The sequence below is a fragment of the Agrobacterium sp. 6Ca8 genome, from assembly GCF_055382765.1.
In genome coordinates this window covers 2,097,399-2,120,557 of the sequence record NZ_AP026433.1, presented here as the reverse complement: position 1 = coordinate 2,120,557, position 23,159 = coordinate 2,097,399, and the positions used below count along the sequence as shown (strand labels likewise).

The 23,159-nt window shown below is 60.2% G+C and carries 23 protein-coding genes; 18 read left to right on the top strand and 5 right to left on the bottom strand.

Going from position 1 to position 23,159, the window contains the following annotated elements; all coding sequences use genetic code 11:
* The first annotated feature begins 5 nt into the window (after positions 1-5).
* From livM to ACZ5A6_RS10485, 5 genes are all read left to right on the top strand, one after another.
* Positions 6-1,358: a high-affinity branched-chain amino acid ABC transporter permease LivM gene (livM, locus tag ACZ5A6_RS10505; RefSeq protein ID WP_370647612.1), complete on the top strand. Its 1,353-nt coding sequence runs from the start codon at positions 6-8 to the stop codon at positions 1,356-1,358.
* Positions 1,358-2,236 carry an ABC transporter ATP-binding protein gene (locus ACZ5A6_RS10500; protein WP_019565106.1) on the top strand — a complete coding sequence of 293 codons (879 nt, stop codon included), beginning with the start codon at positions 1,358-1,360 and terminating at the stop codon, positions 2,234-2,236. Before livM ends, ACZ5A6_RS10500 begins: the two co-directional genes overlap by 1 nt.
* Positions 2,236-2,964 carry an ABC transporter ATP-binding protein gene (locus ACZ5A6_RS10495; RefSeq protein ID WP_013636723.1) on the top strand — a complete coding sequence of 243 codons (729 nt, stop codon included), beginning with the start codon at positions 2,236-2,238 and terminating at the stop codon, positions 2,962-2,964. The genes ACZ5A6_RS10500 and ACZ5A6_RS10495 overlap by 1 nt, the downstream gene beginning before the upstream one ends.
* A 170-nt stretch (positions 2,965-3,134) precedes the next feature.
* Positions 3,135-3,488, top strand: a complete 354-nt coding sequence (locus ACZ5A6_RS10490) for a DUF6867 family protein (RefSeq protein WP_003513938.1) — start codon at positions 3,135-3,137, stop codon at positions 3,486-3,488.
* Between the two features lie 118 nt (positions 3,489-3,606).
* Complete coding sequence (locus ACZ5A6_RS10485) at positions 3,607-4,725, top strand: branched-chain amino acid ABC transporter substrate-binding protein (protein ID WP_003513936.1); 1,119 nt, start codon at positions 3,607-3,609, stop codon at positions 4,723-4,725.
* 203 nt (positions 4,726-4,928) lie between these two features.
* Here ACZ5A6_RS10485 and ACZ5A6_RS10480 read toward each other — a convergent pair whose 3' ends face one another.
* The 5 genes from ACZ5A6_RS10480 to ACZ5A6_RS10460 form a co-directional block, all read right to left on the bottom strand.
* Positions 4,929-5,465 (bottom strand): AAA family ATPase, encoded by a 537-nt coding sequence (locus tag ACZ5A6_RS10480; RefSeq protein WP_174060986.1) that lies wholly within the window; start codon positions 5,463-5,465, stop codon positions 4,929-4,931.
* 196 nt (positions 5,466-5,661) lie between these two features.
* Positions 5,662-6,591 carry a response regulator gene (locus tag ACZ5A6_RS10475; RefSeq protein ID WP_013636721.1) on the bottom strand — a complete coding sequence of 310 codons (930 nt, stop codon included), beginning with the start codon at positions 6,589-6,591 and terminating at the stop codon, positions 5,662-5,664.
* A complete protein-coding gene (locus ACZ5A6_RS10470) occupies positions 6,588-9,983 on the bottom strand; it encodes a hybrid sensor histidine kinase/response regulator (RefSeq protein ID WP_065658671.1) in 3,396 nt (1,131 codons plus the stop codon). Before ACZ5A6_RS10470 ends, ACZ5A6_RS10475 begins: the two co-directional genes overlap by 4 nt.
* 43 nt (positions 9,984-10,026) lie before the next feature.
* Entirely contained in the window at positions 10,027-10,797 is a 771-nt protein-coding gene (locus ACZ5A6_RS10465) for an SDR family oxidoreductase (protein WP_065658672.1), read from the bottom strand.
* Between the two features lie 218 nt (positions 10,798-11,015).
* Positions 11,016-12,050, bottom strand: coding sequence for a glutamine synthetase beta-grasp domain-containing protein (locus tag ACZ5A6_RS10460; RefSeq protein WP_003510168.1), 1,035 nt, complete (start codon positions 12,048-12,050; stop codon positions 11,016-11,018).
* A gap of 481 nt (positions 12,051-12,531) precedes the next feature.
* On the opposite strand from ACZ5A6_RS10460, the gene ACZ5A6_RS10455 reads away from it, so the two are divergent.
* The 13 genes from ACZ5A6_RS10455 to ACZ5A6_RS10395 all read left to right on the top strand — a co-directional run bounded on the left by ACZ5A6_RS10455 (position 12,532) and on the right by ACZ5A6_RS10395 (position 23,157).
* Positions 12,532-12,738 carry a DUF2735 domain-containing protein gene (locus ACZ5A6_RS10455; RefSeq protein ID WP_003513926.1) on the top strand — a complete coding sequence of 69 codons (207 nt, stop codon included), beginning with the start codon at positions 12,532-12,534 and terminating at the stop codon, positions 12,736-12,738.
* A 343-nt stretch (positions 12,739-13,081) separates the two neighbouring features.
* A complete protein-coding gene (gene urtA, locus ACZ5A6_RS10450; RefSeq protein ID WP_003513924.1) occupies positions 13,082-14,371 on the top strand; it encodes an urea ABC transporter substrate-binding protein in 1,290 nt (429 codons plus the stop codon).
* A 273-nt stretch (positions 14,372-14,644) separates the two neighbouring features.
* A complete protein-coding gene (urtB, locus tag ACZ5A6_RS10445) occupies positions 14,645-16,258 on the top strand; it encodes an urea ABC transporter permease subunit UrtB (protein ID WP_026330754.1) in 1,614 nt (537 codons plus the stop codon).
* Positions 16,255-17,433 (top strand): urea ABC transporter permease subunit UrtC, encoded by a 1,179-nt coding sequence (urtC, locus tag ACZ5A6_RS10440; protein ID WP_003513919.1) that lies wholly within the window; start codon positions 16,255-16,257, stop codon positions 17,431-17,433. Before urtB ends, urtC begins: the two co-directional genes overlap by 4 nt.
* Before the next feature lie 7 nt (positions 17,434-17,440).
* Positions 17,441-18,202 carry an urea ABC transporter ATP-binding protein UrtD gene (gene urtD, locus ACZ5A6_RS10435; protein WP_003513917.1) on the top strand — a complete coding sequence of 254 codons (762 nt, stop codon included), beginning with the start codon at positions 17,441-17,443 and terminating at the stop codon, positions 18,200-18,202.
* A gap of 208 nt (positions 18,203-18,410) precedes the next feature.
* Positions 18,411-19,106 (top strand): urea ABC transporter ATP-binding subunit UrtE, encoded by a 696-nt coding sequence (urtE, locus tag ACZ5A6_RS10430; protein WP_003513916.1) that lies wholly within the window; start codon positions 18,411-18,413, stop codon positions 19,104-19,106.
* Between the two features lie 255 nt (positions 19,107-19,361).
* Positions 19,362-20,615, top strand: a complete 1,254-nt coding sequence (locus ACZ5A6_RS10425; RefSeq protein WP_035198989.1) for a CE1 family esterase — start codon at positions 19,362-19,364, stop codon at positions 20,613-20,615.
* Entirely contained in the window at positions 20,522-21,373 is an 852-nt protein-coding gene (locus ACZ5A6_RS10420) for an urease accessory protein UreD (RefSeq protein ID WP_162995206.1), read from the top strand. Before ACZ5A6_RS10425 ends, ACZ5A6_RS10420 begins: the two co-directional genes overlap by 94 nt.
* 109 nt (positions 21,374-21,482) lie before the next feature.
* Positions 21,483-21,785, top strand: coding sequence for an urease subunit gamma (locus tag ACZ5A6_RS10415; protein ID WP_003513909.1), 303 nt, complete (start codon positions 21,483-21,485; stop codon positions 21,783-21,785).
* Between the two features lie 10 nt (positions 21,786-21,795).
* Positions 21,796-22,053, top strand: a complete 258-nt coding sequence (locus tag ACZ5A6_RS10410) for a DUF1272 domain-containing protein (protein ID WP_003513907.1) — start codon at positions 21,796-21,798, stop codon at positions 22,051-22,053.
* Positions 22,054-22,073: 20 nt separating this feature from the next.
* Positions 22,074-22,379, top strand: coding sequence for an urease subunit beta (locus ACZ5A6_RS10405; protein WP_003491734.1), 306 nt, complete (start codon positions 22,074-22,076; stop codon positions 22,377-22,379).
* 1 nt (position 22,380) lies between these two features.
* Positions 22,381-22,737: a GFA family protein gene (locus ACZ5A6_RS10400; RefSeq protein ID WP_003513905.1), complete on the top strand. Its 357-nt coding sequence runs from the start codon at positions 22,381-22,383 to the stop codon at positions 22,735-22,737.
* A 9-nt stretch (positions 22,738-22,746) separates the two neighbouring features.
* Positions 22,747-23,157, top strand: coding sequence for a lysozyme inhibitor LprI family protein (locus ACZ5A6_RS10395; protein WP_025594323.1), 411 nt, complete (start codon positions 22,747-22,749; stop codon positions 23,155-23,157).
* Positions 23,158-23,159: the final 2 nt, after the last annotated feature.

Here is a 23,159-nt window from a genome sequence, read left to right as displayed (position 1 = left end):
GCCTGATGGCAACGGCGGTGAAGGAAGGCATCTTTGCGGGCATCGTCTCGCTCGGCATGTTCATTCTTTACGTCGGTATCGTCACCTATCAGGATATCAACAACCAGCTTATCTGGGGCACCCGCTGGGGTCTTCTGTCGATCTTCGTCGGCGTCGCCGCCATCGGCCGTTTCCTGATGGTCGGCTTCATCCGGCCGTCGATGGATCGCCGCAAGCTTGCCAAGGCCAAAAGCGGCATTCTGGAAATCTCCGAGGAAAAAGGCTTTTTCCACAAGCACTTCCTGAAGCTCGCGCTTGTCCTGCTGCTGCTTTATCCCGTCGTCGCCGTGCAGCTGTTCGGTTTTCAGGGCTCGCTGAAATTCGTCGACAATTTCGGCATCCAGATCCTGATCTATGTGATGCTGGCGTGGGGCCTCAACATCGTCGTTGGCCTCGCGGGCCTGCTCGATCTCGGTTATGTGGCCTTCTATGCGGTGGGCGCCTATTCCTACGCGCTGCTGTCAAGCCATCTCGGCCTGTCCTTCTGGGTGCTTCTGCCGGTGGCCGGCATTCTCGCGGGCTTCTGGGGCATCATTCTCGGCTTCCCGGTGCTCAGACTTCGTGGCGACTATCTTGCCATCGTCACGCTCGCCTTCGGTGAAATCATCCGTCTCGTGCTGTTGAACTGGACGGATGTGACCAAGGGCACCTTCGGCATTTCCGGCATCGCCAAGGCGTCTATCTTCGGCATCTGGTCCTTCGATGTCGGCGCGCCGAACAATTTCGCCAAGGCCTTCGGCCTGACGATGTCGTCGGCCTATTACAAGATCTTCCTGTTCTACGTGATCCTGCTTCTGTGCATGCTGACGGCTTACGTCACCATCAAGCTGCGCCGCATGCCGATCGGCCGGGCGTGGGAAGCTCTGCGTGAAGACGAAATCGCCTGCCGCTCGCTCGGCATCGATACCGTCATCACCAAGCTTACCGCTTTTGCGACAGGCGCGATGTTTGGCGGTTTCGCCGGCTCGTTCTTCGCCGCCCGTCAGGGTTTCGTATCGCCGGAAAGCTTCGTCTTCCTGGAATCGGCCGTCATCCTTGCCATTGTCGTTCTCGGCGGCATGGGTTCGCTCACGGGCATCGCCATTGCCGCCCTCGTCATGGTCGGCGGCACGGAGCTGCTGCGCGAAATGGAATTCCTGAAGCATGTCTTCGGGCCTGATTTCACGCCGGAACTCTACCGCATGCTGCTGTTCGGTCTCGCCATGGTCATCGTCATGCTGTTCAAGCCGCGCGGCTTTGTCGGCTCACGAGAACCGACGGCCTTCCTCAGGGAACGCAAGGCCGTCTCCGGCAGCTTTACCAAGGAAGGTCACGGTTGATGGCTTCCGGAACGACAAACATGACACCCAATCTAACTGGCGACACGATCCTCAAGGTCGAACATCTCTCGATGCGGTTTGGCGGCCTGATGGCCATCAATGACTTCTCCTTCGAGGCGAAGCGTGGCGAGATCACGGCGCTGATCGGCCCGAACGGTGCTGGAAAGACCACTGTTTTCAACTGCATCACCGGCTTCTACAAGCCGACGATGGGCATGATCACCATGCGTCAGCAAAACGGCGAGGCGCATCTTCTGGAGCGCCTGCCGGATTTCGAGATCACCAAGAAGGCGAAGGTGGCGCGTACCTTCCAGAACATCCGCCTGTTTTCGGGTCTGACGGTTCTGGAAAACCTGCTGGTGGCGCAGCACAATGCGCTTATGAAGGCATCGGGCTACACCATTCTCGGTCTTCTCGGCCTGCCCGCCTACAAGAGGGCGGTCAACAGTTCGATCGATAAGGCCAAATACTGGCTGGACAAGGCCGATCTGACCGACCGCGCCGACGACCCGGCCGGCGATCTGCCCTATGGCGCGCAGCGCCGCCTGGAAATCGCCCGCGCCATGTGCACGGGGCCGGAACTTCTCTGCCTTGATGAACCGGCGGCCGGTCTCAACCCGAAGGAATCGCTGGCGCTCAATGCGCTGCTGCGCGGTATCCGCGACGAAGGCACGTCGCTGCTTCTGATCGAGCACGACATGTCGGTGGTGATGCAGATTTCCGATCACGTCGTGGTTCTCGAATACGGCCAGAAGATTTCCGACGGTTCGCCGGACCATGTGAAGAACGACCCGAAGGTCATCGCCGCCTATCTGGGTGTCGAGGATGATGAAGTGGAAGACGTGATTGCGGAAGAACTCGACGGAGGAGTGGCCTGATGTCCGGTGAACCGCTTCTCAAAGTACAGGGTGTCGAAACCTACTACGGTAACATCCGGGCCTTGGCCGGTGTCGATGTCGAGGTCAACAAGGGCGAGATCGTCAGCCTTATCGGCGCCAACGGCGCCGGCAAATCGACACTGATGATGACCATCTGCGGCAGCCCGCAGGCGCGCACTGGCCAGGTGACGTTCGACGGCGAAGACATTACCCGCCTGCCGACGCACCTCATCGCCCGCAGGCGCATTGCCCAGTCACCCGAGGGCCGCCGGATTTTCCCGCGCATGACGGTGCTGGAAAACCTGCAGATGGGGGCCAATCTCGACAACCTCAAATATTTCAAAGAGGACGTCGAGAAGATTTTCGTCATGTTCCCGCGGCTGAAAGAACGTCAGAGCCAGCGTGGCGGTACGCTTTCCGGCGGCGAGCAGCAGATGCTCTCCATCGGCCGCGCGCTGATGGCACGGCCGAAACTGCTGCTTCTCGACGAACCGTCGCTGGGCCTTGCCCCGCTGATCGTCAAGGGCATCTTCGAGGCCATCAAGAAGCTCAACCAGGAAGAGGGCCTGACCGTCTTCCTGGTTGAGCAGAACGCCTTTGCGGCACTGAAGCTTTCCGACCGCGCCTATGTGATGGTCAACGGCAAGGTGACGATGAGCGGTTCGGGCAGGGAATTGCTGGCTGATCCGCAGGTACGCGCAGCCTATCTCGAAGGCGGCCGGCACTGAAAGATTTTACTTGCGCCGGAAATTTTGCGGCGCAAGATAACGAACCGCCGCCGGCCGTTTTCGAAGGGGAAATGGCCGGTGGCAAACAATAAAATGCCCGCCGGAAAAACGGCGGGACGACAACAAGGCAGGGCCGGACATTTGCATCCCGGCGCTGATGGGGAAAGAAGATGCAGGGCCTTTTATTCGAGACCGATAGCGGCGTGCGTTATATTCTGCGCGCACTGGTTGTTCTTCTTGGTTTCTGGACGGCGTGGCGCACGGGCAGATCTGTCGCCGATGGCTGGGGCGATTTCCCGCGTGTGGTGATTTATACGCTGGCTTTGGGGCTCGTGATGCGGTTTCTGCATTTCGCGCTTTTCAACGGGCCGTTCATCAACGGCTTCTACTACGTGTTTGACGTCGTTCTTCTTCTGGCTTTTTCCAGCATCGGTTTCCGCATGCGCAGGACGAGCCAGATGGTCAATAACTACTATTGGCTCTACGATCGGACGTCGGCATTTTCATATAAAAAGAAAGATTGACAGCCGGATTCCTCCGGCTGCACGATACTCGCGTGAGTGGAACGTTTCCTGTTCGGTTAAGGTGGGTACTGAACAGGTCCTGGTAGTCAACCCATCCAAAGGAACTGGGAGTATAGTAATGAAGAAGTCTCTTCTTTCCGCCGTTGCGCTGACCGCCATGGTCGCCTTCAGCGGTTCGGCCTGGGCCGATATCGTGATCGCTGTCGGCGGCCCGCTGACAGGCCCGAACGCCGCATTTGGCGCTCAGCTTCAGAAGGGTGCTGAACAGGCTGCGAAGGATATCAATGCTGCAGGCGGCATCAACGGCGAGCAGATCAAGATCGTTCTCGGCGATGACGTTTCCGACCCGAAGCAGGGTATCTCGGTTGCCAACAAATTCGTTGCTGATGGCGTGAAGTTCGTCGTCGGTCACTTCAACTCCGGCGTCTCCATTCCGGCTTCCGAAGTTTATGCCGAAAACGGCATTCTCGAAGTAACGCCTGCTGCGACCAACCCCGTTTTCACCGAGCGTGGCCTGTGGAACACCTTCCGTACCTGCGGTCGTGACGACCAGCAGGGTGGCATTGCCGGCAAATATCTGGCCGACCACTACAAGGACGCCAAGATCGCCATCATTCACGACAAGACCCCCTATGGTCAGGGCCTTGCCGACGAAACCAAGAAGGCAGCCAATGCGGCCGGCCTGACGGAAGCCATGTATGAAGGCGTCAATGTCGGCGACAAGGACTTCTCCGCACTGATCTCCAAGATGAAGGAAGCCGGCGTTTCCGTTATCTACTGGGGTGGCCTGCACACCGAAGCCGGTCTGATCATCCGCCAGTCGGCTGACCAGGGTCTGAAGGCGAAGCTCATCTCGGGCGACGGTATCGTCTCGAACGAACTTGCCTCCATCGCCGGCGACGCAGTCGAAGGCACGCTGAACACCTTCGGTCCCGATCCGACGCTGCGTCCTGAAAACAAGGAACTGGTAGAGAAGTTCAAGGCCGCCGGCTTCAACCCGGAAGCCTACACGCTCTACTCCTACGCCGCCCTGCAGGCGATTGCCGGTGCTGCCAAGGCTGCCGGTTCCGTTGAGCCGGAAAAGGTTGCCGAAGCTCTGAAGAAGGGCACCTTCCCGACCGCACTCGGCGATATCTCCTTCGACGAGAAGGGCGACCCGAAGCTTCCCGGTTACGTCATGTACGAGTGGAAGAAGGGCCCGGACGGCAAGTTCACCTACATCCAGCAGGGGACGTAAGTCTTACTGGACTGCAATATGGAGGCCCGGTCGCAAGACCGGGCTTTCTGCTTTCTGGTGCGGGGCATTTCCGGCCTCAGCACCCAGCCAGCCCAAGTCCTTGGTCTAAAACACTTTCCGAGCCGCACGTCAGACGGATTCCGTCACAAAGACGGAATGACGGTGGTGGGAAAGGCTCGAAACATTTGGCTCCGATCGCGCCTTCAGCCAGCTTCAGCCGCCAGCCTCTCCAGCACAATATCGGCACGTTCCGTGACGGGGGCTTTCGGCAGTACAATCGTCTCATAATCCAGACGGGCATAGTCGTGCAGCAGGCGTTGATATTCCTCCACTGCCACCTCGAAACCATGCTTGCGCTCGCTGTCGCCCCGGTAGATCTCCGGCCAGGGCGGGGTGAGGAAGACCAGCGGGTTATAGCGGTGCGTGCGCCGCAGCGTTTCGATGAATCCATCGCCGCTAATATGATGAAGTGCTGAGGCGGCGTCGATCAGGCCTCGGTCGAAGAAGACGAAGCCTTCCGATGGCGCCTTTTGCCGGTCCTCCAGCGCCATGGCGATCGCCCGGCGGGCAAAGGCTTCCAGGTCGATCCAGGGGAGGGCGGTGCCGTTATTTCTCGTTTCCTCAATCACGATGCGCCGCCCCGGTTCCTCGACGGTCGCGAAACCACGGTGAGCAAGCTCGGCAAGCAGGGTTGATTTGCCGCCGCCGGAGCAGCCGGAAAGAATAATGAAATGGTGCATGGGAACCTCCCTGCGCGGGGTTTGGGTTGGATGGAAGGTGATGTTTTTTGGAGGGACTTGGATTGCGGCGTTGCCGCTTGTTTCTTTTCCTCGAGGGGAGAAGAAATACGCTGCACTCGCTCGGCGAATAAGTCGATGCTCTATGCTTAAGCGGAAAATATATGTTTTTCCAACCGTGTCACATCAGATGCAGCCGTCACCCCTGATGCAAAATATGCGCGGCCTTGACGGCGGCGGAGGCGCGGTTTTCGACACCGAGTTTGACGTAAATTTGTTCCAGATGTTTGTTTACGGTTCTGGCGGAAAGGCCGAGAATATCGCCGATATCGCGGTTGGATTTGCCTTTGGCAATCCACAGCAGAACTTCCGATTCCCGCGTTGTCAGGGCAAAGTGGTCCTTCAGCAGGTGGTCGTCGGATTTCTCGTTGGCGGCTGTCAGACGGAAGAGATATTCGTCCGGTCCCATTGCGCCGAGGAAGGATAGCTGCAAAGCGGGCCGCCCGGCCTCGGTGATCGTCAGCGGTGCATCGCGGGCGGAATCCACTGTTGTCCTGTCGGCCAGCCAGCCGGAAATATGGGCAACGACGATCTCCAGCCCATCATCACGGCCGGTGGCGGCGTTGACCAGCCGGGTTGCCTGTGGTGTGGACCAGTGGATCGCGCCGTTGGCGCGCACGGCAAGCAGGTGGCGTCCGGCGGCATCAAGCGCCACGCGGGCGCTCTGCGCCGAGCGGGCATTGGAGAGATGCACACGGATGCGGGCGCGCAGCTCATCGATGTTGATCGGCTTGGTCAGATAGTCGACACCGCCGGATTCGAGCGCCCGCACGACATGTTCGGTCTCCGTCAGCCCGGTCATGAAGATGACAGGCACTTGGGCCACGGCGGCGTTGGCCTTCAGGCGGCGGCAGGTTTCGAAACCGTCCATGGCCGGCATGACCGCATCGAGCAGGATGATATCGGGCGTGATGCGTTCGGCAATGTTGAGCGCGGCCTGACCGGATGTGGCGATCAGCGCCGAAAAGCCTGACTGTTCCAGCGCATCGGTGAGGAACCCGAGCGCTTCGGGACTGTCATCCACCAGCAATACAATGTCTCTCGGCAGTGCTGCGCCTTGCCCGCTCATGCCTTGCCGTCTCCCCTGTCGCTCTCTTCAAACCGCTTTAGAAAATGGGCGTAACCGGCCAGATCGAAGGCCTGCACATAGGTGCCAAGCTCTTGCGTGAAGGGCAGGTTGTTGGTGTTGCGGGCGAGATCTGCGAGTTTTGCCTCTATGCCGCGTATGTAGCCTATTTCGCCGAGCCTCTGCAAATCCTTGATATGAATTGCGCCGGGATGAACGATCTGCGCCGGCGGCTGGGGGATGGGTGCCGGGGGAAGGTCGGTATCGTAAATCCACTTCAGGCCGAGATGCACCGCAAGCCTGTCGCACAGGTGGCGGATATCGACCGGCTTGGCGATGGCGTCGTTGTGATTGTCTTCTCCGGCACCCGCTACGGTGCCGTCACCGATATTGGCCGAGAGCATGATGAGCGGAGCCGTCTGCCCTGCTTCACGCAACTTCGTCACAAGCTGCCAGCCGGACATTCCGGGCATGGAGATATCGATGAGGAAGAGGTCGGGCTGCACGCCTTCGATGAGTGTCAGGCATTCCGGTCCGCTCTGGGCGGTCAGCACCACGAAATCGAGCGGCGAAAGCACCTGCCGCATCAGCTCGCGGTGATCCTCGTTATCATCAACCACCACGATGGTGCGGCGTGGGCCGGAATAGGAGCGAATGGTTTTTTCCGGCGCAGGTGCGGTACTTGGCCGGTGCACGGCCGACAGCATGAGACGAACGCGGAAGGTGGAGCCGTTGTCCTTTTCGCTGGAGACGGAAATCTCGCCGCCCAGCGTGTTGGTCAGAAGCCTCGTGATGGTGAGGCCGAGGCCAAGGCCCGGCATGGGGCGCACGCTTTCGGCCTCGCCGCGCTGGAAAGGCTCGTAGATGCGGGCGAGGTCTTTTTCGGCAATGCCGCGCCCGGTATCCGACACCGTGAAGCTCGCCACCTGGCTGCGATAGGCGACATCGAAGGTGACGCTGCCCTCGTCGGTGAACTTGATGGCGTTGGAGAGCAGGTTGACGAGGATCTGGCGCAGACGCTTTTCATCCGTGCGGACATATTGCGGCAGGGAATGGGCGCGTTCATGCCTGAATTCCAGACCCTTGGCCTGCGCCTGCGGGCGGAACATATCGACGATCTGGTCGAGGAAATCCTGAATATTGATCTCGTTGGAATAGACCTGCAGGCGGCCAGCCTCTATCTTGGAAATATCCAGAAGCCCGTCGATCAGGCCGGAGAGATGGTCGGCGGAACGGCGAATGACCTTGATTGCCGATTGCCGCGGCGCGGGAATGGTCTCATCGCGTTCGAGGATCTGGGCGTAGCCCAAAACAGCGTTGAGCGGCGTGCGCAATTCGTGGCTGAGGCCGACCACGTAGCGGCTCTTGGCGCGGTTGGCGGCCTCAGCCGTTTCCTTGGCGTCCTGAAGGGCGGCGTCGGTCTTCTTGTGGGCGGCGATTTCCTTCAACAGCAGCGTGTTCTGGCGTGAGGATTCCTCTTCCGCGACCACCCGGCTGTCATGGGCAAGAACCAGAAACCAGCAGACGATGCCGGCAATGACGGCAAAGACGAAAAACACGATGAGGATGGTGCGGTTGACCACGTCAGCCGTTGCCGGCGAGGCGGTGCCGACCTGATGGGCGATGAGCGCCAATATGCCGCCAATGGCGGTGACGGCGATGGCCGCCGCCATGCCATAACGTCCGAGCCGTGTGGCGAGTTTTGCCACCAATTGGTGGGGCAGGAAAGATTTTGCGACCGTCGCGACTTGATAGTTGAGCTTGGCCTTTGGCTTGCACATGTCATGGCAGCGGCTGTCCAGCGAGCAGCAGAGCGAACAGATCGGCGCCGCATAGGCCGGACACCATGCCATGTCTTCCGGCTCGAACGGGTGTTCGCAGATGGAGCAGGTGATGGCGCTCAGCTCGCGCCATTTCTGGCGCGGCTTGCGGGCCAGATAGAATTTGCCCTTCGTGCCCCAGGCGATCAGCGGCGAGGCTATGAAGGCGACGATGAGGGTGAGATAGGGCGCAAGCGAGGCAGCGAGTGCGCCGAAGGTGCCGAAATGCGCCATCAGCGCAATGGTGGCCGAAAGCGCCATGGAGCCGACGCCGACGGGATTGATATCGTAGAGATGGGCGCGCTTGAACTCGATGCCCGGTGGGGCAAGGCCGAGCGGCTTGTTGATGAACAGATCGGCCGAGATGGTGCAGAGCCAGGCCATGGCGACGATGGAAAAAATGCCGAGCGTTTCTTCCAGCAGGCGATAGATGCCGAGTTCCATCAACAGCAGCGCGATCACCACGTTGAAGACCAGCCAGACCACGCGGCCGGGATGGCTGTGGGTGAGGCGGGAGAAGAAGTTGGACCAGGCGAGCGAGCCCGCATAGGCGTTCATGACGTTGATCTTCAGCTGCGAGACCACCACGAAGGCGACCATCAGCAGCATGGCCGCCGTATGGTTGGGGATCATGTAGCCGAAGGCGGTCAGGTACATCTGGGCCGGATCGGCGGCGCGGTCCACCGAGACGCCGGAACTGAAGGTCAAGACCACGAGGAAGGAACCGGCCAGCAGCTTCGGCACGCCGACGACGACCCAGCCGGCACCCGCCAGAAAGACCGCGATGCGATGGCGCAGGCGGCTCTGTCCCTCGGCGGGCAGGAAGCGCAGGAAATCCACCTGTTCGCCGATCTGCGACATCAGCGCGAGGATGACGGCAGACGCCGCGCCGAATTCCACCAGATTGAAATGGGCCACGGTGCCCGGCGGACCGGAGGCGTGATGAATGCCGGAAAAAGCCCGCCACAGATCGTATTTTTCCCAGTCCATCAAAGCGATGAAGATGAAGGGCAGGACGTTCAGCACGATCCAGAAGGGCTGGGTGATGATCTGGAAACGGCTGATGAGGCGCACGCCGTGGGTGACGAGCGGAATGACCATGACGGCGGAGATGATGTAGCCGATCCACAGGGGAATGCCGAGCGCCAGCTCCAGCGCGCCGGACATGATCGACGCCTCGATGGCGAAGAGCATGAAGGTGAAGGCGGCGTAGATCAGCGAGGTGATGGTGGAGCCGATGTAACCGAAGCTCGCGCCGCGTGTCAGGAGGTCGATATCGACGCCGTGACGGATGGCGTAACGGCTGATCGGCAGGCCGACGGCAAGCATGGCAATGGCCGCGACGATGATGGCGTAAAAGGCGTTGGTGGTGCCGTATGACAGCGTGATCGCGCCGCCGATGGCTTCCAGTGCCAGAAAGGAAATCGCGCCGATGGCGGTGTGGGAGATGCGGTTGGACGAAAATTGCCGGGCGCTTTTGGCGGTGAAGCGCAGCGCATAATCTTCCAGCGTCTGGTTGGCGACCCAGCGGTTATATTCGCGCCTGACGGGGATGATGCGTTGCCGTGCGGCCATGCCTAGGATCCAGCCCCTTTCCGCAAAAGGTGTTTTGCCATTCTCACAGCCGCACCGACATGCCGCCATCCACCGTCAGCACATGGCCGTTGACGAAGGAGGAGGCGTCGCTGGCCAGAAACAGGGCTGCACCGGCGATTTCATCCGGCCTGCCCCAGCGTTCCAGCGGCACGCGCAGTTTGGCGAATGCGACCATGTCAGGGTTTTCGGCAAGGGCCGCATTGGTTTCCGTGGCGAACATGCCGGGTGCAATGGCGTTGCTGGTGATGCCGCGCGCACCATATTCGACAGCTATTGCGCGCATCAGCCCGGTCAGCCCCTGCTTGGCAACGGGATAGATCGCATCGCCCGGCCTGACGATGTGGCCGAGAATGGAGGTGATGGTGATGATGCGGCCGTAACCGTTGGAATTCATGGCTTGCGCGGCGTCTCGCGACAGCGAGACGGAGGAGGTGAGGTCGGTGCGGATAAGCTCCAGCACGTCCTCGTCGCTGAATTCGGAAAGCGGGCGGCGGTCGCGTGCGCCGACATTGTTGACGAGGATATCGAGATGGCCGAATTCGTCCATGATGCGGTGGACGAGGCCAGTTCCGGCGGCGGTATCGGCAATGTCGAAAGCGGCATAATCGGCTTTTCCGCCGGCTTGCCGAAGTATGCCTGCTGCCTGTTCCAGCGCCTCGGCGCTACGGCCGGTCAGCCACACATGGGCGCCAGCCTCGGCAAAGGCTCTGGCGATTTCGAAACCGAGGCCGCGGCCGCTGCCGGTGATGATGGCGATGCGGTTTTCGAGAGAGAATTTTTTGAGAATGCCCATCGCTCACCTTCTTGCTTTAGAGCATCGGACCGAAAACCGTGTCGCGGTTTCGGAAAAGCCGATGCGGTTGGTCAAAGCCACGCAACGTCTTCGAGTTTGCGCATAGGCAAGAATATTCCACGCAGGGCAGAGGGCGAAAGGTCGCCTGTCCGGTCCGGCCGTTCGGTGGACATAAAAATGGCGTCGCCCGGTTGCGGGCGACGCCATGTCTTGGGTTATCAGGCAGCAGCCGACTTTGCGAGCGGCACTTCTGCAATCGTCTTCAGAACAACGGAAGCGATCTGGTAAGGGCAGCCCTGCGAGTTCGGACGACGGTCTTCGAGGTAACCACGGTAACCGTTGTTGACGAAGGAGTGCGGAACGCGGATCGAGGCGCCACGGTCGGCAACGCCGTAGGAGAACTTGTTCCACGGAGCGGTTTCGTGCTTGCCGGTCAGGCGCAGGTGGTTGTCCGGACCGTAAACGTCGATGTGCTCCTGCCAGTTCTTGGCGAAAGCGGCCATGAGGGCTTCGAAATACTCCTTGCCGCCAACTTCACGCATGAACTTGGTGGAGAAGTTGCAATGCATGCCCGAACCGTTCCAGTCGGTATCGCCGAGCGGCTTGCAATGGAATTCGACGTCGATGCCGTACTGTTCGCAAAGACGCAGCAGCAGGTAACGGGCGATCCAGATCTGGTCGGCGGCGCGCTTGGAGCCCTTGCCGAATACCTGGAATTCCCACTGGCCCTTGGCCACTTCGGCATTGATGCCTTCGTGGTTGATGCCGGCTTCGAGGCAGAGGTCGAGATGTTCTTCAACGATTTCGCGGGCAACCGAGCCGACGTTCTTGAAGCCGACGCCGGTGTAATACGGACCCTGCGGAGCCGGGTAACCCTGCTCGGGGAAGCCGAGCGGGCGGCCGTCCTGGTAGAAGAAATATTCCTGTTCGAAGCCGAACCATGCGTCCTCGTCGTCGAGGATGGTCGCGCGGCTGTTCGATGCATGCGGGGTGACGCCGTCAGGCATCATGACTTCGCACATGACCAGTACGCCGTTGGTGCGGGCCGGATCGGGGTAAATCGCGACGGGCTTCAGCACGCAATCCGAAGAGTGGCCTTCGGCCTGCTGCGTGGACGAGCCATCAAAACCCCAAAGCGGCAGCTGCTCGAGCGTCGGGAATTCATCGAATTCCTTGACCTGTGTCTTGCCGCGCAGGTTGGGGACCGGCTTATAACCGTCAAGCCAGATGTACTCGAGTTTGAACTTAGTCATTACGAACCTCTCATAGGTAACAATGCGAAGCCTTGAGGCTTGCCGTGGCTTTCGCCACCGGAAGCACATTCGCGTTCAAGGGCTGGCCATATAGATGCATGCCGCGTGCCAGATTGGCGATGTTTTGCGAATTCTTCGAAAAATCTTTCAGGCATGCTCAGGGCCGAGGGGGCTGATATGGCCATTAACCGCTCATGCTGCACTGCGGCAGGTAAATCGAACCCTAATGTTTCGTCAGTGATTCCTAACAGATAGCGGGTGGCATCGCTCAAAATGCCCTGTTGCGGTGCAATGTTTTCGATTGCGAACGACGGATCGGCATTTGCCCCAAAAACCGGCGCTTCCGGAATGGTTTTTCTTGCTGAATGACCATTTAATGCCTATATTTTTCGCAACATGATTTTTTTTTAATCAGATGGAGCTAAACCAGAGCTAACGGGTTTGCTTCACAACCAAAGTGCTTCGATGCAAACAAAGTGAGATGTTCGATATGGCAACTGGCTTTCATCGTGAAACGGCAACGATCTTTCAATTTCCGGTCGGCGGACGCGCGGGGCTCTCAAAGTTCCGTAACATCGGGCTGAGCGATCTGGAGCGCGAGGCACGTCAGCCGCATGTCGATTTCGGCTCCTGGTATCATGACGATGCGATCCGCGACGAAGAGCGGGACGACAAGCCGCACGCCTGATGTGAAGCGTCGCTGATCGTTTCTTCTCCCCTGCCGGGGAGAAGGTGGCGCGAAGCGCTGGATGAAGGGACGACATCTCAGTCTGTCTCCGACCTCGCACCCTCGACCCGCTGCTGCTCGAGTCTTCCCTGCCGGAGAAGAAGCATGTTGAAACGCCAGGTTTCACATCGATTGCCCCGGCCGGGATTTCCCTCTCCCCAACACCCCCTGCAGCTTTCGCCACCCCTCCTACGTCAATTGACGTATACGGTTTCTCGCCCGCGAGATCGATAGTCCCTTCCAGCAGCGGTCAACGATGCCGCTGAAGCCCCGTGAGGGCTAAACAAGGAGAGGGGTTCTTCCGATGACATTCCGCAAGACGCTTAGCGCCGCGCTGCTCGGCGCAATCATGTCCACCACCGCCTTCCATGGCGCATTTGCCGCCGACGATACGATCAAGGTAGGCGTGCTGCATTCTCTTTCCGGCACCATGGCGATTTCAGAGACGACGCTGAAGGACGCCATGCTGATGCTCATCGACGAGCAGAACAAGAAGGGCGGCGTTCTCGGCAAGAAGCTCGAAGCCGTCGTGGTCGACCCGGCCTCCGACTGGCCGCTGTTTGCCGAAAAGGCCCGCCAGCTGATTTCGCAGGACAAGGTCGCGGCCGTTTTCGGTTGCTGGACATCTTCGTCGCGCAAATCCGTGCTGCCGGTTTTCGAAGAGCTGAATTCCCTGCTGTTCTACCCGGTGCAGTATGAGGGTGAAGAATCCTCCCGCAACATCGTCTACACGGGTGCAGCGCCCAACCAGCAGGCCATTCCGGCCGTCGATTATCTCGCCAAGACCGAAGGCGTCGAGCGCTGGGTTCTGGCAGGTACCGACTATGTCTACCCGCAGACCACAAACAAGATCCTGAAGGCCTACCTGATGTCGAAGGGCGTCAAGGAAGAGGACATCATGATCAACTACACGCCGTTCGGCCAGTCCGACTGGCAGACGATCGTGTCCGACATCAAGAAGTTCGGCTCGGCCGGCAAGAAGACCGCCGTTGTCTCCACCATCAATGGTGACGCCAACGTGCCCTTCTACAAGGAGCTGGCGAACCAGGGCATCAAGGCCGAGGACATTCCGGTCGTCGCCTTCTCGGTCGGTGAAGAAGAGCTTGCCGGTCTCGATACCGCGCCGCTGGTCGGCCACCTTGCCGCCTGGAACTACTTCCAGTCTGTCGATACCGAGGTCAACGCCGAATTCATCAAGACCTGGCATGCGTTCACCAAGAACGACAAGCGCGTGACGAACGACCCGATGGAAGCCGCCTATATCGGTTTCAACGCCTGGGTTAAGGCCGTCGAAACCGCAGGCACGACCGATACGGACGCGGTTCTTGACAGCATCATCGGCGTTTCCGTGCCGAACCTTTCTGGCGGTTACTCCACCGTCATGCCGAACCACCACATCACCAAGCCGGTGCTGATCGGTGAAATCCAGGCCGATGGGCAGTTCGAAATCGTGCAGCAGACGCCACAGGTCGTGGGTGACGAATGGTCGGATTACCTGCCTGACTCGAAGGATCTGATTTCGGATTGGCGCAAGCCGATGTCTTGCGGCAACTTCAACGTGGCCACGGGCAAGTGCGGCGGCAAGGGTAGCTGATAGGGATTAGTGGTTTCCGCCCCCTCGTTGGGGGCGGTTTTATCATTCGAAACTGAACAAGCATGCCCCCCTCTGCCCTGTCGGGCATCTCCCCCCCAGGTGGGGAGATCGACTCGCGGCAAGGCTCCGCTCTTTCTCGTCTGTAGAGACAGAGCGACGCAGGCGCGTCTTGCCGATCTCCCTCCTTGTGGGGGAGATGCCCGGCAGGGGAGAGGGGGGTAAGCCACTTACTCATCGCCAGATAAAATACACCGCCGCTCCAAGGAACCCGACATGACGATCCGATCTTTTCTCGGAGCCATCTTCCTCTGGCTCACCCTGGGGATCGCCGCCCAGTCCCTCGCGCAGAGCGATCCGAAGGCGCTGATCGACCAGCTCGGCACGGCTGACTTCAAGCAGGCCGAAACATTGATCGGCCAGATTGCTGCCACCGGCGACGCGCGGGTGGTGCCGGCGCTTGAGGCTTTTGCATCAGGCGATCTTTACGTGCGCAAGGCCGACAATCTGGTGTTCATGACCAAGCCGTCGGGTTCCAATTTCACGCTCATCGATCCGCTGACCGGCGAAAGCGCTGGCGAAGCGCCGAAGGCGGCGGTTACCAAGATCAGGGTCAACAACAATCTGCGTCGCGTCATCCGCGCCGCGATGGGCGGCCTGACGTTGCTCAGTCCGGAACGCTCGGTGCGGCTTTCCGCCGCCGATGCGGTTCTGAAAGCCCCCAGTGCCGAAAATCTGGAATTGCTGGAAGCGGCCATATCCAAGGAAGCCGACAAAGAGGTGCGGACGCGGATGGAGGAGGCGCGGGCTGTCTCGCTGCTCTCTTCCGACCGCCCCCTCGAGGTGAAGAAAGAAGCGATCGCCACCATCAAGGCGCTTGGCGGGCGCGATGCGATCAGCATTCTGATGGCGGCGACGCCCACGGTTGATCCGAGCCTGAAGCCGGATGTGGACGAGGCGATTTCGAGCATCGAGAGTTCCCTTGCCATCTGGGACTACGCGCAGAACATCTGGTACGGCCTGTCGCTCGGTTCCGTGCTGCTGCTGGCCGCCATCGGACTTGCCATCACCTTCGGCGTCATGGGCATCATCAATATGGCGCATGGCGAGATGGTGATGATCGGCGCTTACTCCACCTTCATGGTGCAGGAGCTGATCCGCAGCCATTTCCCCGGCCTGTTCGACTGGTCACTGGCGATTGCCCTGCCGGCCGCCTTTCTGGTCACAGCCTGCGTCGGCCTCATCATGGAGCGCGGAGTCATCCGCTATCTCTACGGGCGACCGCTGGAAACGCTGCTCGCCACCTGGGGTATCTCGCTGATCCTGCAACAGGGCGTGCGTTCCATCTTCGGCCCGACCAACCGTGAGGTCGGCAGCCCGAGCTGGATGTCCGGCTCCTTCAGCGTCGGTTACCTCAATTTCACCTGGAACCGCGTGTGGATCGTCTGTTTCTCGCTTTCCGTCTTCTTCGCGCTGCTGGTGCTTTTGAAGCGCTCCGCCTTCGGCTTGCAGATGCGCGCTGTGACCCAGAACCGCCGCATGGCCTCTTCCATGGGCATCCGCACGCCCTGGGTGGATGCCTTCACCTTCGCGCTCGGTTCCGGCGTTGCCGGCCTTGCCGGGGTAGCGCTGTCGCAGATCGACAATGTCTCGCCCAATCTCGGCCAGAGCTACATCATCGACAGTTTCATGGTGGTGGTATTCGGCGGGGTCGGCAATCTCTGGGGAACGCTCGTGGGTGCGCTGTCGCTCGGCGTGCTCAACAAGTTCCTTGAGCCGACGGTGGGCGCCGTGCTCGGCAAGATCCTCGTGCTCGTTCTCATCATCCTGTTCATCCAGAAGCGGCCACGTGGTCTCTTCGCACTCAAGGGAAGGGCGATCGAAGCATGATTACCGGCTTCCTCCTGCGCGCGCTCGATCGGCGCATTTCCATCGCCATCGGCATCATCCTGGCCATCGCCGTGCTGGTGCCCGCCTCCAATCTGCTGTTGCCGGCTGACAGCGCGTTCCGCATCCCGACCTACATCATGTCGATGCTCGGCAAATATCTGGCCTATGCGCTGCTGGCGCTGGCGCTTGATCTGGTCTGGGGATATTGCGGCATTCTCTCGCTCGGCCACGCCGCCTTCTTCGCGCTCGGCGGTTATGCCATGGGCATGTATCTGATGCGGCAGATCGGCACGCGCGGTGTTTACGGCCATCCCGTGCTGCCTGACTTCATGGTGTTCCTCAACTGGAAGGAACTGCCGTGGTTCTGGCACGGCTTCGACATGTTCTGGTTTGCAGCACTGATGGTGCTGGTGGTGCCCGGCCTGCTCGCCTTCGTGTTCGGCTGGTTCGCCTTCCGCTCGCGCGTCAACGGCGTTTACCTCTCCATCATCACGCAGGCCATGACCTACGCCCTGCTGCTTGCCTTCTTCCGCAACGACATGGGTTTCGGCGGCAATAATGGCCTCACCGATTTCAAGGATATTCTCGGCTTTTCCGTGCAGGCGGATGGCACCCGTGCCGTGCTGTTTGCGATGACGGCCGTTATGCTGGCGCTTTCACTGCTGATTGCATCCGGCATCGTCAATTCCAAATTCGGCAAGGTGCTGGTGGGCGTGCGCGATGCCGAAAGCCGGGTGCGCTTCCTCGGTTTCCGGGTGGAAAACATCAAGCTCTTTACCTTCGTCGTCTCGGCCATGATGGCGGGCATTGCCGGTGCGCTGTTCGTGCCGCAGGTGGGCATCATCAATCCCGGCGAATTCTCCCCCGCCAACTCCATCGAGGTGGTGGTTTGGACCGCAGTCGGCGGGCGCGGCACGCTGATCGGGCCGATCATCGGCGCGCTGCTGGTCAATGGCGGCAAGAGCTATTTCACCGGCGCTTTCCCCGAATTTTGGCTGTTTGCACTGGGTGGGCTGTTCATCGCGGTGACGCTGTTCTTCCCCAAGGGCATCGTCGGCACCGTGCAGCATTATCTGGTCGGGCGGCGCGAAAAGCGTGTTGCGCGGGCGGCAAGTGCGGCCGGACAACCGGGCAATGACAGTGCTGCAACAGCGGCGCAACAGGCGGCGGAGTGAGGCTGATATGAACACGGTTTCCGAAAACAGAACCAAAAGCCTGCTTTATCTCGACGGTGTTTCCGTTTCCTTCGACGGGTTCAGGGCGCTCAATTCCCTGTCCTTCGTGGTGGAGCCGGGCGAGCTGCGGGCCATCATCGGTCCGAATGGCGCCGGCAAGACGACGATGATGGATATCATCACCGGCAAGACCCGGCCGGATACCGGCACGGTACTGTTCGAAGACAGCATCGACCTCACGAAAAAGGACGAGGCGGACATTGCCCAGCTGGGCATCGGGCGTAAATTCCAGAAGCCAACGGTGTTTGAAAGCCATACCGTCTGGGACAATCTGGAACTGGCGTTGAACCGCAAACGCGGCGTCTTCGCCACGCTGTTCTACAGGCTGACAGCGGAGGACAAGGCGCGTATCGAGGAAATCCTCGCCACCGTGCGTCTCAGCCACCGCCGCGGCGATCTCGCGGCCAACCTCTCGCACGGCCAGAAACAGTGGCTGGAGATTGGCATGCTCTTGGCACAGGAACCGAAGCTGCTGCTGGTGGATGAGCCGGTGGCGGGCATGACGGATGCGGAGACAGCCGAAACCGCCGTGCTTCTGAAGGAAATCGCCAAGACCCGCTCGGTCGTGGTGGTGGAGCACGACATGGGCTTCATCCGCGAGCTGGGCGTGAAGGTGACGTGTCTTGCCGAGGGCTCGGTGCTGGCTGAAGGGTCGATCGATTTTGTGTCCAGCGATCCGAAGGTGATCGAGAATTATCTGGGACGGTGATGGAAGCGTCTGCGGCTTTACCCCCCTCTGCCCTGCCGGGCATCTCCCCCACCAGGGGGGAGATCGGCAAGCGGCTAACACCCTGCCCCAAGACCAGTAGGCGATGGGACGAGCGGGAACGGCATCTGATCTCCCTCCTTGTGAGGGAGATGCCCGGCAGGGCAGAGGGGGGTAGCGCCGCCCACCAAAGCATCAATGGAGTTGCACCATGCTGAACGTCGAAAACATCAACCTCCACTATGGCGCAGCCCAAGCCCTGCGGGGCGTGTCGCTGAAAGCGGAGATGGGCAAGATCACCTGTGTTCTCGGCCGAAACGGCGTGGGCAAAAGCTCGTTGTTGCGCGCGGTCACCGGCCAGCATGCCATCAGTGGCGGGTCGATCAGCTTTGAAGGAGCGGCACTGGATGGGCTGGCGCCTTACCACCGCGCCAAGCGCGGCGTCGGCTACGTGCCACAGGGGCGTGAAATCTTTCCGCTGCTCAGCGTGCAGGAAAACCTTGAAAGCGGTTATGCGCCGCTGCCGCGCAAGGAGCGTTTCATTCCCGACGATATTTTCAGCCTGTTTCCGGTGCTGCAATCCATGCTGGGCAGACGCGGCGGCGACCTGTCCGGTGGCCAGCAGCAGCAGCTCGCCATCGGCCGGGCGCTGGTGACGCGGCCGAAAATCCTCGTTCTCGACGAGCCGACCGAAGGCATTCAGCCGTCGATCATCAAGGATATCGGCCGCGCAATCAAATATCTCAGGGATTCAACCGGTATGGCGATCCTGCTGGTCGAGCAATATCTGGATTTCTGCCGTGAGCTTGCCGACTATGTCTACATCATGGACCGGGGCGAAATTGTGCATGAGGGGCTTGCCGAAACGCTGGATACGCCCGAGGCGCGTCGCCATCTGACAGTATAAATCGAGACTAGAAGTCACGCCTGCCGATCACGGCGTGCAAACGGCCGATTAATATTTTGAAAGTCTATGCGTGTCTGCATGGCTTTTATGCGCAATTTTAGCATTTCATTGAATAAACGCCTGTGATATTGGCAGCGGAAATGCTGCATGCGAGACACAGACGAAGTCTATTCGCACGCCGCGACAGTTGATCCCTTACATTCCACGCGCGTCCGACGTATCGTCGGGGAAACCGTGCCCAATAAAGGCGTGTCAATGCATCAAGACTTTGCCCTTGGCCGGGCTGCCCGGCTGTTCCGCTCCGCCCGTACCCTGTTTCTGGGTCTTGCGATCTGCGCGAGCGCGAGTGTCGCAGCGTCGGCCTCGACCTGCGGTCAGCTTGCTCAACCCGGCGTGGAGCCAGGCAGGCATGATTTTTCCATTCTCTCCAGTGGTCAAAAACGCGAAGGCGTTTATTTCGTTCCATCGGCCTATGACGGAAAAAAACCGGTGCCTGTCGTGTTCGATTTCCACGGCTCCAACAGCAATCCGCACGGCCAGTTGAACCGCAGCGGCTGGGACAAGCTTGCCGAGCGCGACGGCCTGATGGTGGTGGCGCTGGCGGGCAGCCTCAATGGCGAATTACCCGGCACCCATGCCTGGAATGTTCCTGGTGTTACCACCCGTCCCGGCGGTCTGGATGAGGTGAGCTTCATTCGCGATGCAATTGCCATGGTGAAAGGCAAGTTCTGCGTGGATGAGGAGCGCTTTTACGGTTCCGGTTATTCCGGCGGCGGGCGCATGCTGTCGCAATTCATCTGCAATGGCAGCGCGGATTTCACCGCTGCTGGCTTCGTTGCATCGTTGCGCGCGGGTTATCCGTTGGAGACAGAGGGCAAATGGGGACCGGATGCGGCAAGCTGCAAGCCGGCGCGGCCAATGTCGATCATCGCCTTTGCGGGTCTGAAGGATCCGGCCAATCCCTATCAGGGTGGTGGCAAGTCCTACTGGCAATATAGCGGCGAGACGGCGCTGAAACGCTGGGCGGAAATGGACGGCTGCAAGGGCGGCGCGAAAACCAGACCGGGCGAGAGCTTCACCGTTAATTCCTATGACGTCTGCAAGGGCGGGGCACGTATCCAGTCCTATGTCATTGACAATTGGGACCATGCCTGGCCGCGCGCCACCATGAAGGCGGAAGTGCTGGCAGCGTCGGCGGTCCTTACCCGCAAGCCGGGTGGCGAGCAGACGCCGAAGGCGGAACCCGCCGTGGAGCGCAAGATGCCCACAGGCGAAGTGACGCGCACGGTTGATGCGGCGGAAAGAATGTGGGATTTCTTCCGCAACACGGAAGGACAGATGGTGGTGGATGCCGTCGTCAAAAAAGATTGCGGCGCCAAGGCCGGGTCCGCTTCCGCAACCGTTTCGGAGACCGCGTGCAGCCAGAACAGCAAGCCATCCGCCCTTCCGGTTTCGAAGACAGCGAACCTGCCCGGCAGCAGCGCGCCCGTGGCAGAGGACGCATTGTAACCAAGGCTGTCGAAGGGCGCAGCCGGCTGGACCAATTGTTCCAGGAAGGTTGCGCCAAGATCCGCCTGCCGGATACGTTTTCCAACGAGATCGAGGCCATCCTCATCAACTCCTCCGGCGGATTGACCGGCGGAGATGAAATGGAATGGCAGGCTGTTGCCGGGGCCGGCACCTCGCTGGTGGTGACGACGCAGGCCTGCGAGAAGGTCTACAAGGCATCCTCCGGAACCGCCACCGTCACCGCCCGCGTTTCCGCAGGGCCGGGCGCCCGGTTGCACTGGCTGCCGCAGGAAACCATTCTTTTCGACCGCGCGTCGCTGACCCGCAGGCTGGAAGCCGATCTCGACGCAACCTCCGAATTCATCGCCGTCGAAGCCGTGCTGCTCGGGCGTCAGGCCATGGGCGAAGCGATGCAGCATGGCCTGTTCCGGGATCGCTGGCGCATTCGCCATGGCGGCCGGCTGGTACATGCCGAAGAGCTGCTGCTTGCGGGTGAAGTGGCGGAGCTGACGGCAAAACCGGCAGTGCTTGCCGGGCAGGTGGCCTTTGCCACGCTTCTTTATATCGGGCCTCTGGCCGAGGCGCTTTTGCCTAAAATCCGGGCTATTGCCGGTGAAAGCGGCGGCGCCAGCGAATGGCAGGGCAAGCTTGTCGTGCGCGTGTCCGCCGCGGACGGCTTCTCCCTTAGAAAAATACTTTTTCCGATCATTTCGCTCTTGCGAAACGGCGCGCCAGTGCCGAAAGTCTGGAATCTGTAAAGCTCCGGATCGCCCGCGACAGGCGACCTTCCGGGGTCTGTCAAACAAGTCGGATCGGCCCCTGAAACACTGTGTTTTGCGGGGCAGGTGCGAAAGCTGCGGGACGACGATGAACCTTACTCCGAGAGAAAAAGACAAGCTGCTGATTTCCATGGCCGCCATGGTGGCGCGCCGCCGGCTGGAGCGTGGCGTGAAGCTGAATTACCCGGAAGCGATTGCGCTGATTACCGATTTCGTTGTCGAGGGCGCCCGCGATGGTCGCGCGGTGGCCGACCTGATGGAAGCCGGCGCGCATGTCATTTCCCGCGATCAGGTTATGGAAGGCATCGCCGACATGATCCATGATGTGCAGGTGGAAGCAACATTTCCCGACGGCACCAAGCTTGTGACCGTTCACGAACCGATACGCTGAGGGGGACGATATGGCGCTGGAGCTTCGGCCCAATTGCGAATGCTGCGACCGTGATCTTGCCCCCGACAGCCGGGTTGCGATGATCTGCTCGTTCGAATGCACCTTTTGCGCCGATTGCGCGACCGATGTGCTCAAAGGCGCCTGCCCGAATTGCGGCGGCGAGCTGGTTCGCAGGCCCATCCGCCCGGCGGCCAAACTCGTTAACAATCCGGCATCGACGACACGGGTGCTGAAGGCTGAAGGCTGCGCGGCAGCCACCGCTGCTTGAGAGAGACAAAGGGGAGCACCATGAAACCAGGCGAAATCATTGCCGCAGAGGGCACCATCGAACTCAATGCCGGCCAGCCGACGGTGACGATCGAGGTGGCCAATACCGGTGACCGGCCGGTTCAGGTGGGCAGCCATTACCATTTCTTCGAGACCAATGCGGGTCTTGTCTTCGACCGCGATAAGGTGCGCGGCATGCGTCTCGACATTCCGGCCGGCACTGCGGTTCGTTTTGAACCCGGCCAGAAACGGGAAGTGACGCTGGTGCCGCTTTCCGGCAAGCGTGAGGTTTACGGGTTTCGTCAACAGATCATGGGGAGGTTATGAGATGGCGACGGCACATTATCACGGAAGTTGCCAGTGCGGCGACGTGAGCTTCGAGGTCGATGCCGATCTCGACCACACGGTAGTGTGCAATTGCTCGCGCTGCAAGCGCTTGGGCTCGACGCTTGCCTTTGCGCCGCGCGAAAAATTCACCCTGCTTTCCGGCGACGACAAGCTGACGGAATATCTCTTCAACAAGCACAAGATCCATCATCTGTTCTGCTCCACCTGCGGCATTGAGAGTTTTGCCTATGCCGATGGGCCGGATGGGACGCCGATGGTGGCGGTGAATACCAATTGCCTTGATGGTGTCGATCCGCGTGCGCTGAAGCCGCAGGCTTTCGATGGCGCGGCTGCCTGAGTGATGGCCATGACTTTGAAAAAATTCTGTTTCGGTGCGGCTGTCCTGCTGTCTCTTGCGGCGTCTCCCGCATTTGCCGATGACGCGCCCGATTGCACCTCGCCGCAAACGCAGGCCGATATGACAATCTGCGCCGGCAAGGATTACGAAAAGGCCGACAAGCAGTTGAACGCCGCCTACCAGAAGGTTCGCAAGCAGCTTGCCGAGCGTGACAAGACGGCAGACGAAAGCGGCAAGGGTGCCGTGGATGCATTGGTTGCCGCCCAGCGTGCCTGGGTGGCGTTTCGCGATGCCAATTGTGATGCCTTCGGGTTTCAGGCGCGTGGCGGCACGATGGAGCCGATGCTGGTTTCCTCATGCCTGGCCGATATGAGCAACAAGCGCGCTGATGAATTGCGCCAGTTGTCCGAAGGTTTCTGAAC

Coding starts and splice junctions, on each gene's coding strand:
- urtD (WP_003513917.1), top strand. CDS start 17,441: ATGAACACGGTTTCCGAAAACAGAACCAAAAGCCTGCTTTATCTCGAC.
- ACZ5A6_RS10405 (WP_003491734.1), top strand. CDS start 22,074: ATGAAACCAGGCGAAATCATTGCCGCAGAGGGCACCATCGAACTCAAT.
- ACZ5A6_RS10495 (WP_013636723.1), top strand. CDS start 2,236: ATGTCCGGTGAACCGCTTCTCAAAGTACAGGGTGTCGAAACCTACTAC.
- livM (WP_370647612.1), top strand. CDS start 6: ATGGCAACGGCGGTGAAGGAAGGCATCTTTGCGGGCATCGTCTCGCTC.
- ACZ5A6_RS10455 (WP_003513926.1), top strand. CDS start 12,532: ATGTTCGATATGGCAACTGGCTTTCATCGTGAAACGGCAACGATCTTT.
- ACZ5A6_RS10480 (WP_174060986.1), bottom strand. CDS start 5,465: ATGCACCATTTCATTATTCTTTCCGGCTGCTCCGGCGGCGGCAAATCA.
- ACZ5A6_RS10465 (WP_065658672.1), bottom strand. CDS start 10,797: ATGGGCATTCTCAAAAAATTCTCTCTCGAAAACCGCATCGCCATCATC.
- ACZ5A6_RS10475 (WP_013636721.1), bottom strand. CDS start 6,591: ATGAGCGGGCAAGGCGCAGCACTGCCGAGAGACATTGTATTGCTGGTG.
- urtB (WP_026330754.1), top strand. CDS start 14,645: ATGACGATCCGATCTTTTCTCGGAGCCATCTTCCTCTGGCTCACCCTG.
- ACZ5A6_RS10470 (WP_065658671.1), bottom strand. CDS start 9,983: ATGGCCGCACGGCAACGCATCATCCCCGTCAGGCGCGAATATAACCGC.
- ACZ5A6_RS10395 (WP_025594323.1), top strand. CDS start 22,747: ATGACTTTGAAAAAATTCTGTTTCGGTGCGGCTGTCCTGCTGTCTCTT.
- urtC (WP_003513919.1), top strand. CDS start 16,255: ATGATTACCGGCTTCCTCCTGCGCGCGCTCGATCGGCGCATTTCCATC.
- ACZ5A6_RS10415 (WP_003513909.1), top strand. CDS start 21,483: ATGAACCTTACTCCGAGAGAAAAAGACAAGCTGCTGATTTCCATGGCC.
- ACZ5A6_RS10460 (WP_003510168.1), bottom strand. CDS start 12,050: ATGACTAAGTTCAAACTCGAGTACATCTGGCTTGACGGTTATAAGCCG.
- ACZ5A6_RS10490 (WP_003513938.1), top strand. CDS start 3,135: ATGCAGGGCCTTTTATTCGAGACCGATAGCGGCGTGCGTTATATTCTG.
- ACZ5A6_RS10485 (WP_003513936.1), top strand. CDS start 3,607: ATGAAGAAGTCTCTTCTTTCCGCCGTTGCGCTGACCGCCATGGTCGCC.
- urtE (WP_003513916.1), top strand. CDS start 18,411: ATGCTGAACGTCGAAAACATCAACCTCCACTATGGCGCAGCCCAAGCC.
- ACZ5A6_RS10500 (WP_019565106.1), top strand. CDS start 1,358: ATGGCTTCCGGAACGACAAACATGACACCCAATCTAACTGGCGACACG.
- urtA (WP_003513924.1), top strand. CDS start 13,082: ATGACATTCCGCAAGACGCTTAGCGCCGCGCTGCTCGGCGCAATCATG.
- ACZ5A6_RS10425 (WP_035198989.1), top strand. CDS start 19,362: ATGCATCAAGACTTTGCCCTTGGCCGGGCTGCCCGGCTGTTCCGCTCC.
- ACZ5A6_RS10410 (WP_003513907.1), top strand. CDS start 21,796: ATGGCGCTGGAGCTTCGGCCCAATTGCGAATGCTGCGACCGTGATCTT.
- ACZ5A6_RS10400 (WP_003513905.1), top strand. CDS start 22,381: ATGGCGACGGCACATTATCACGGAAGTTGCCAGTGCGGCGACGTGAGC.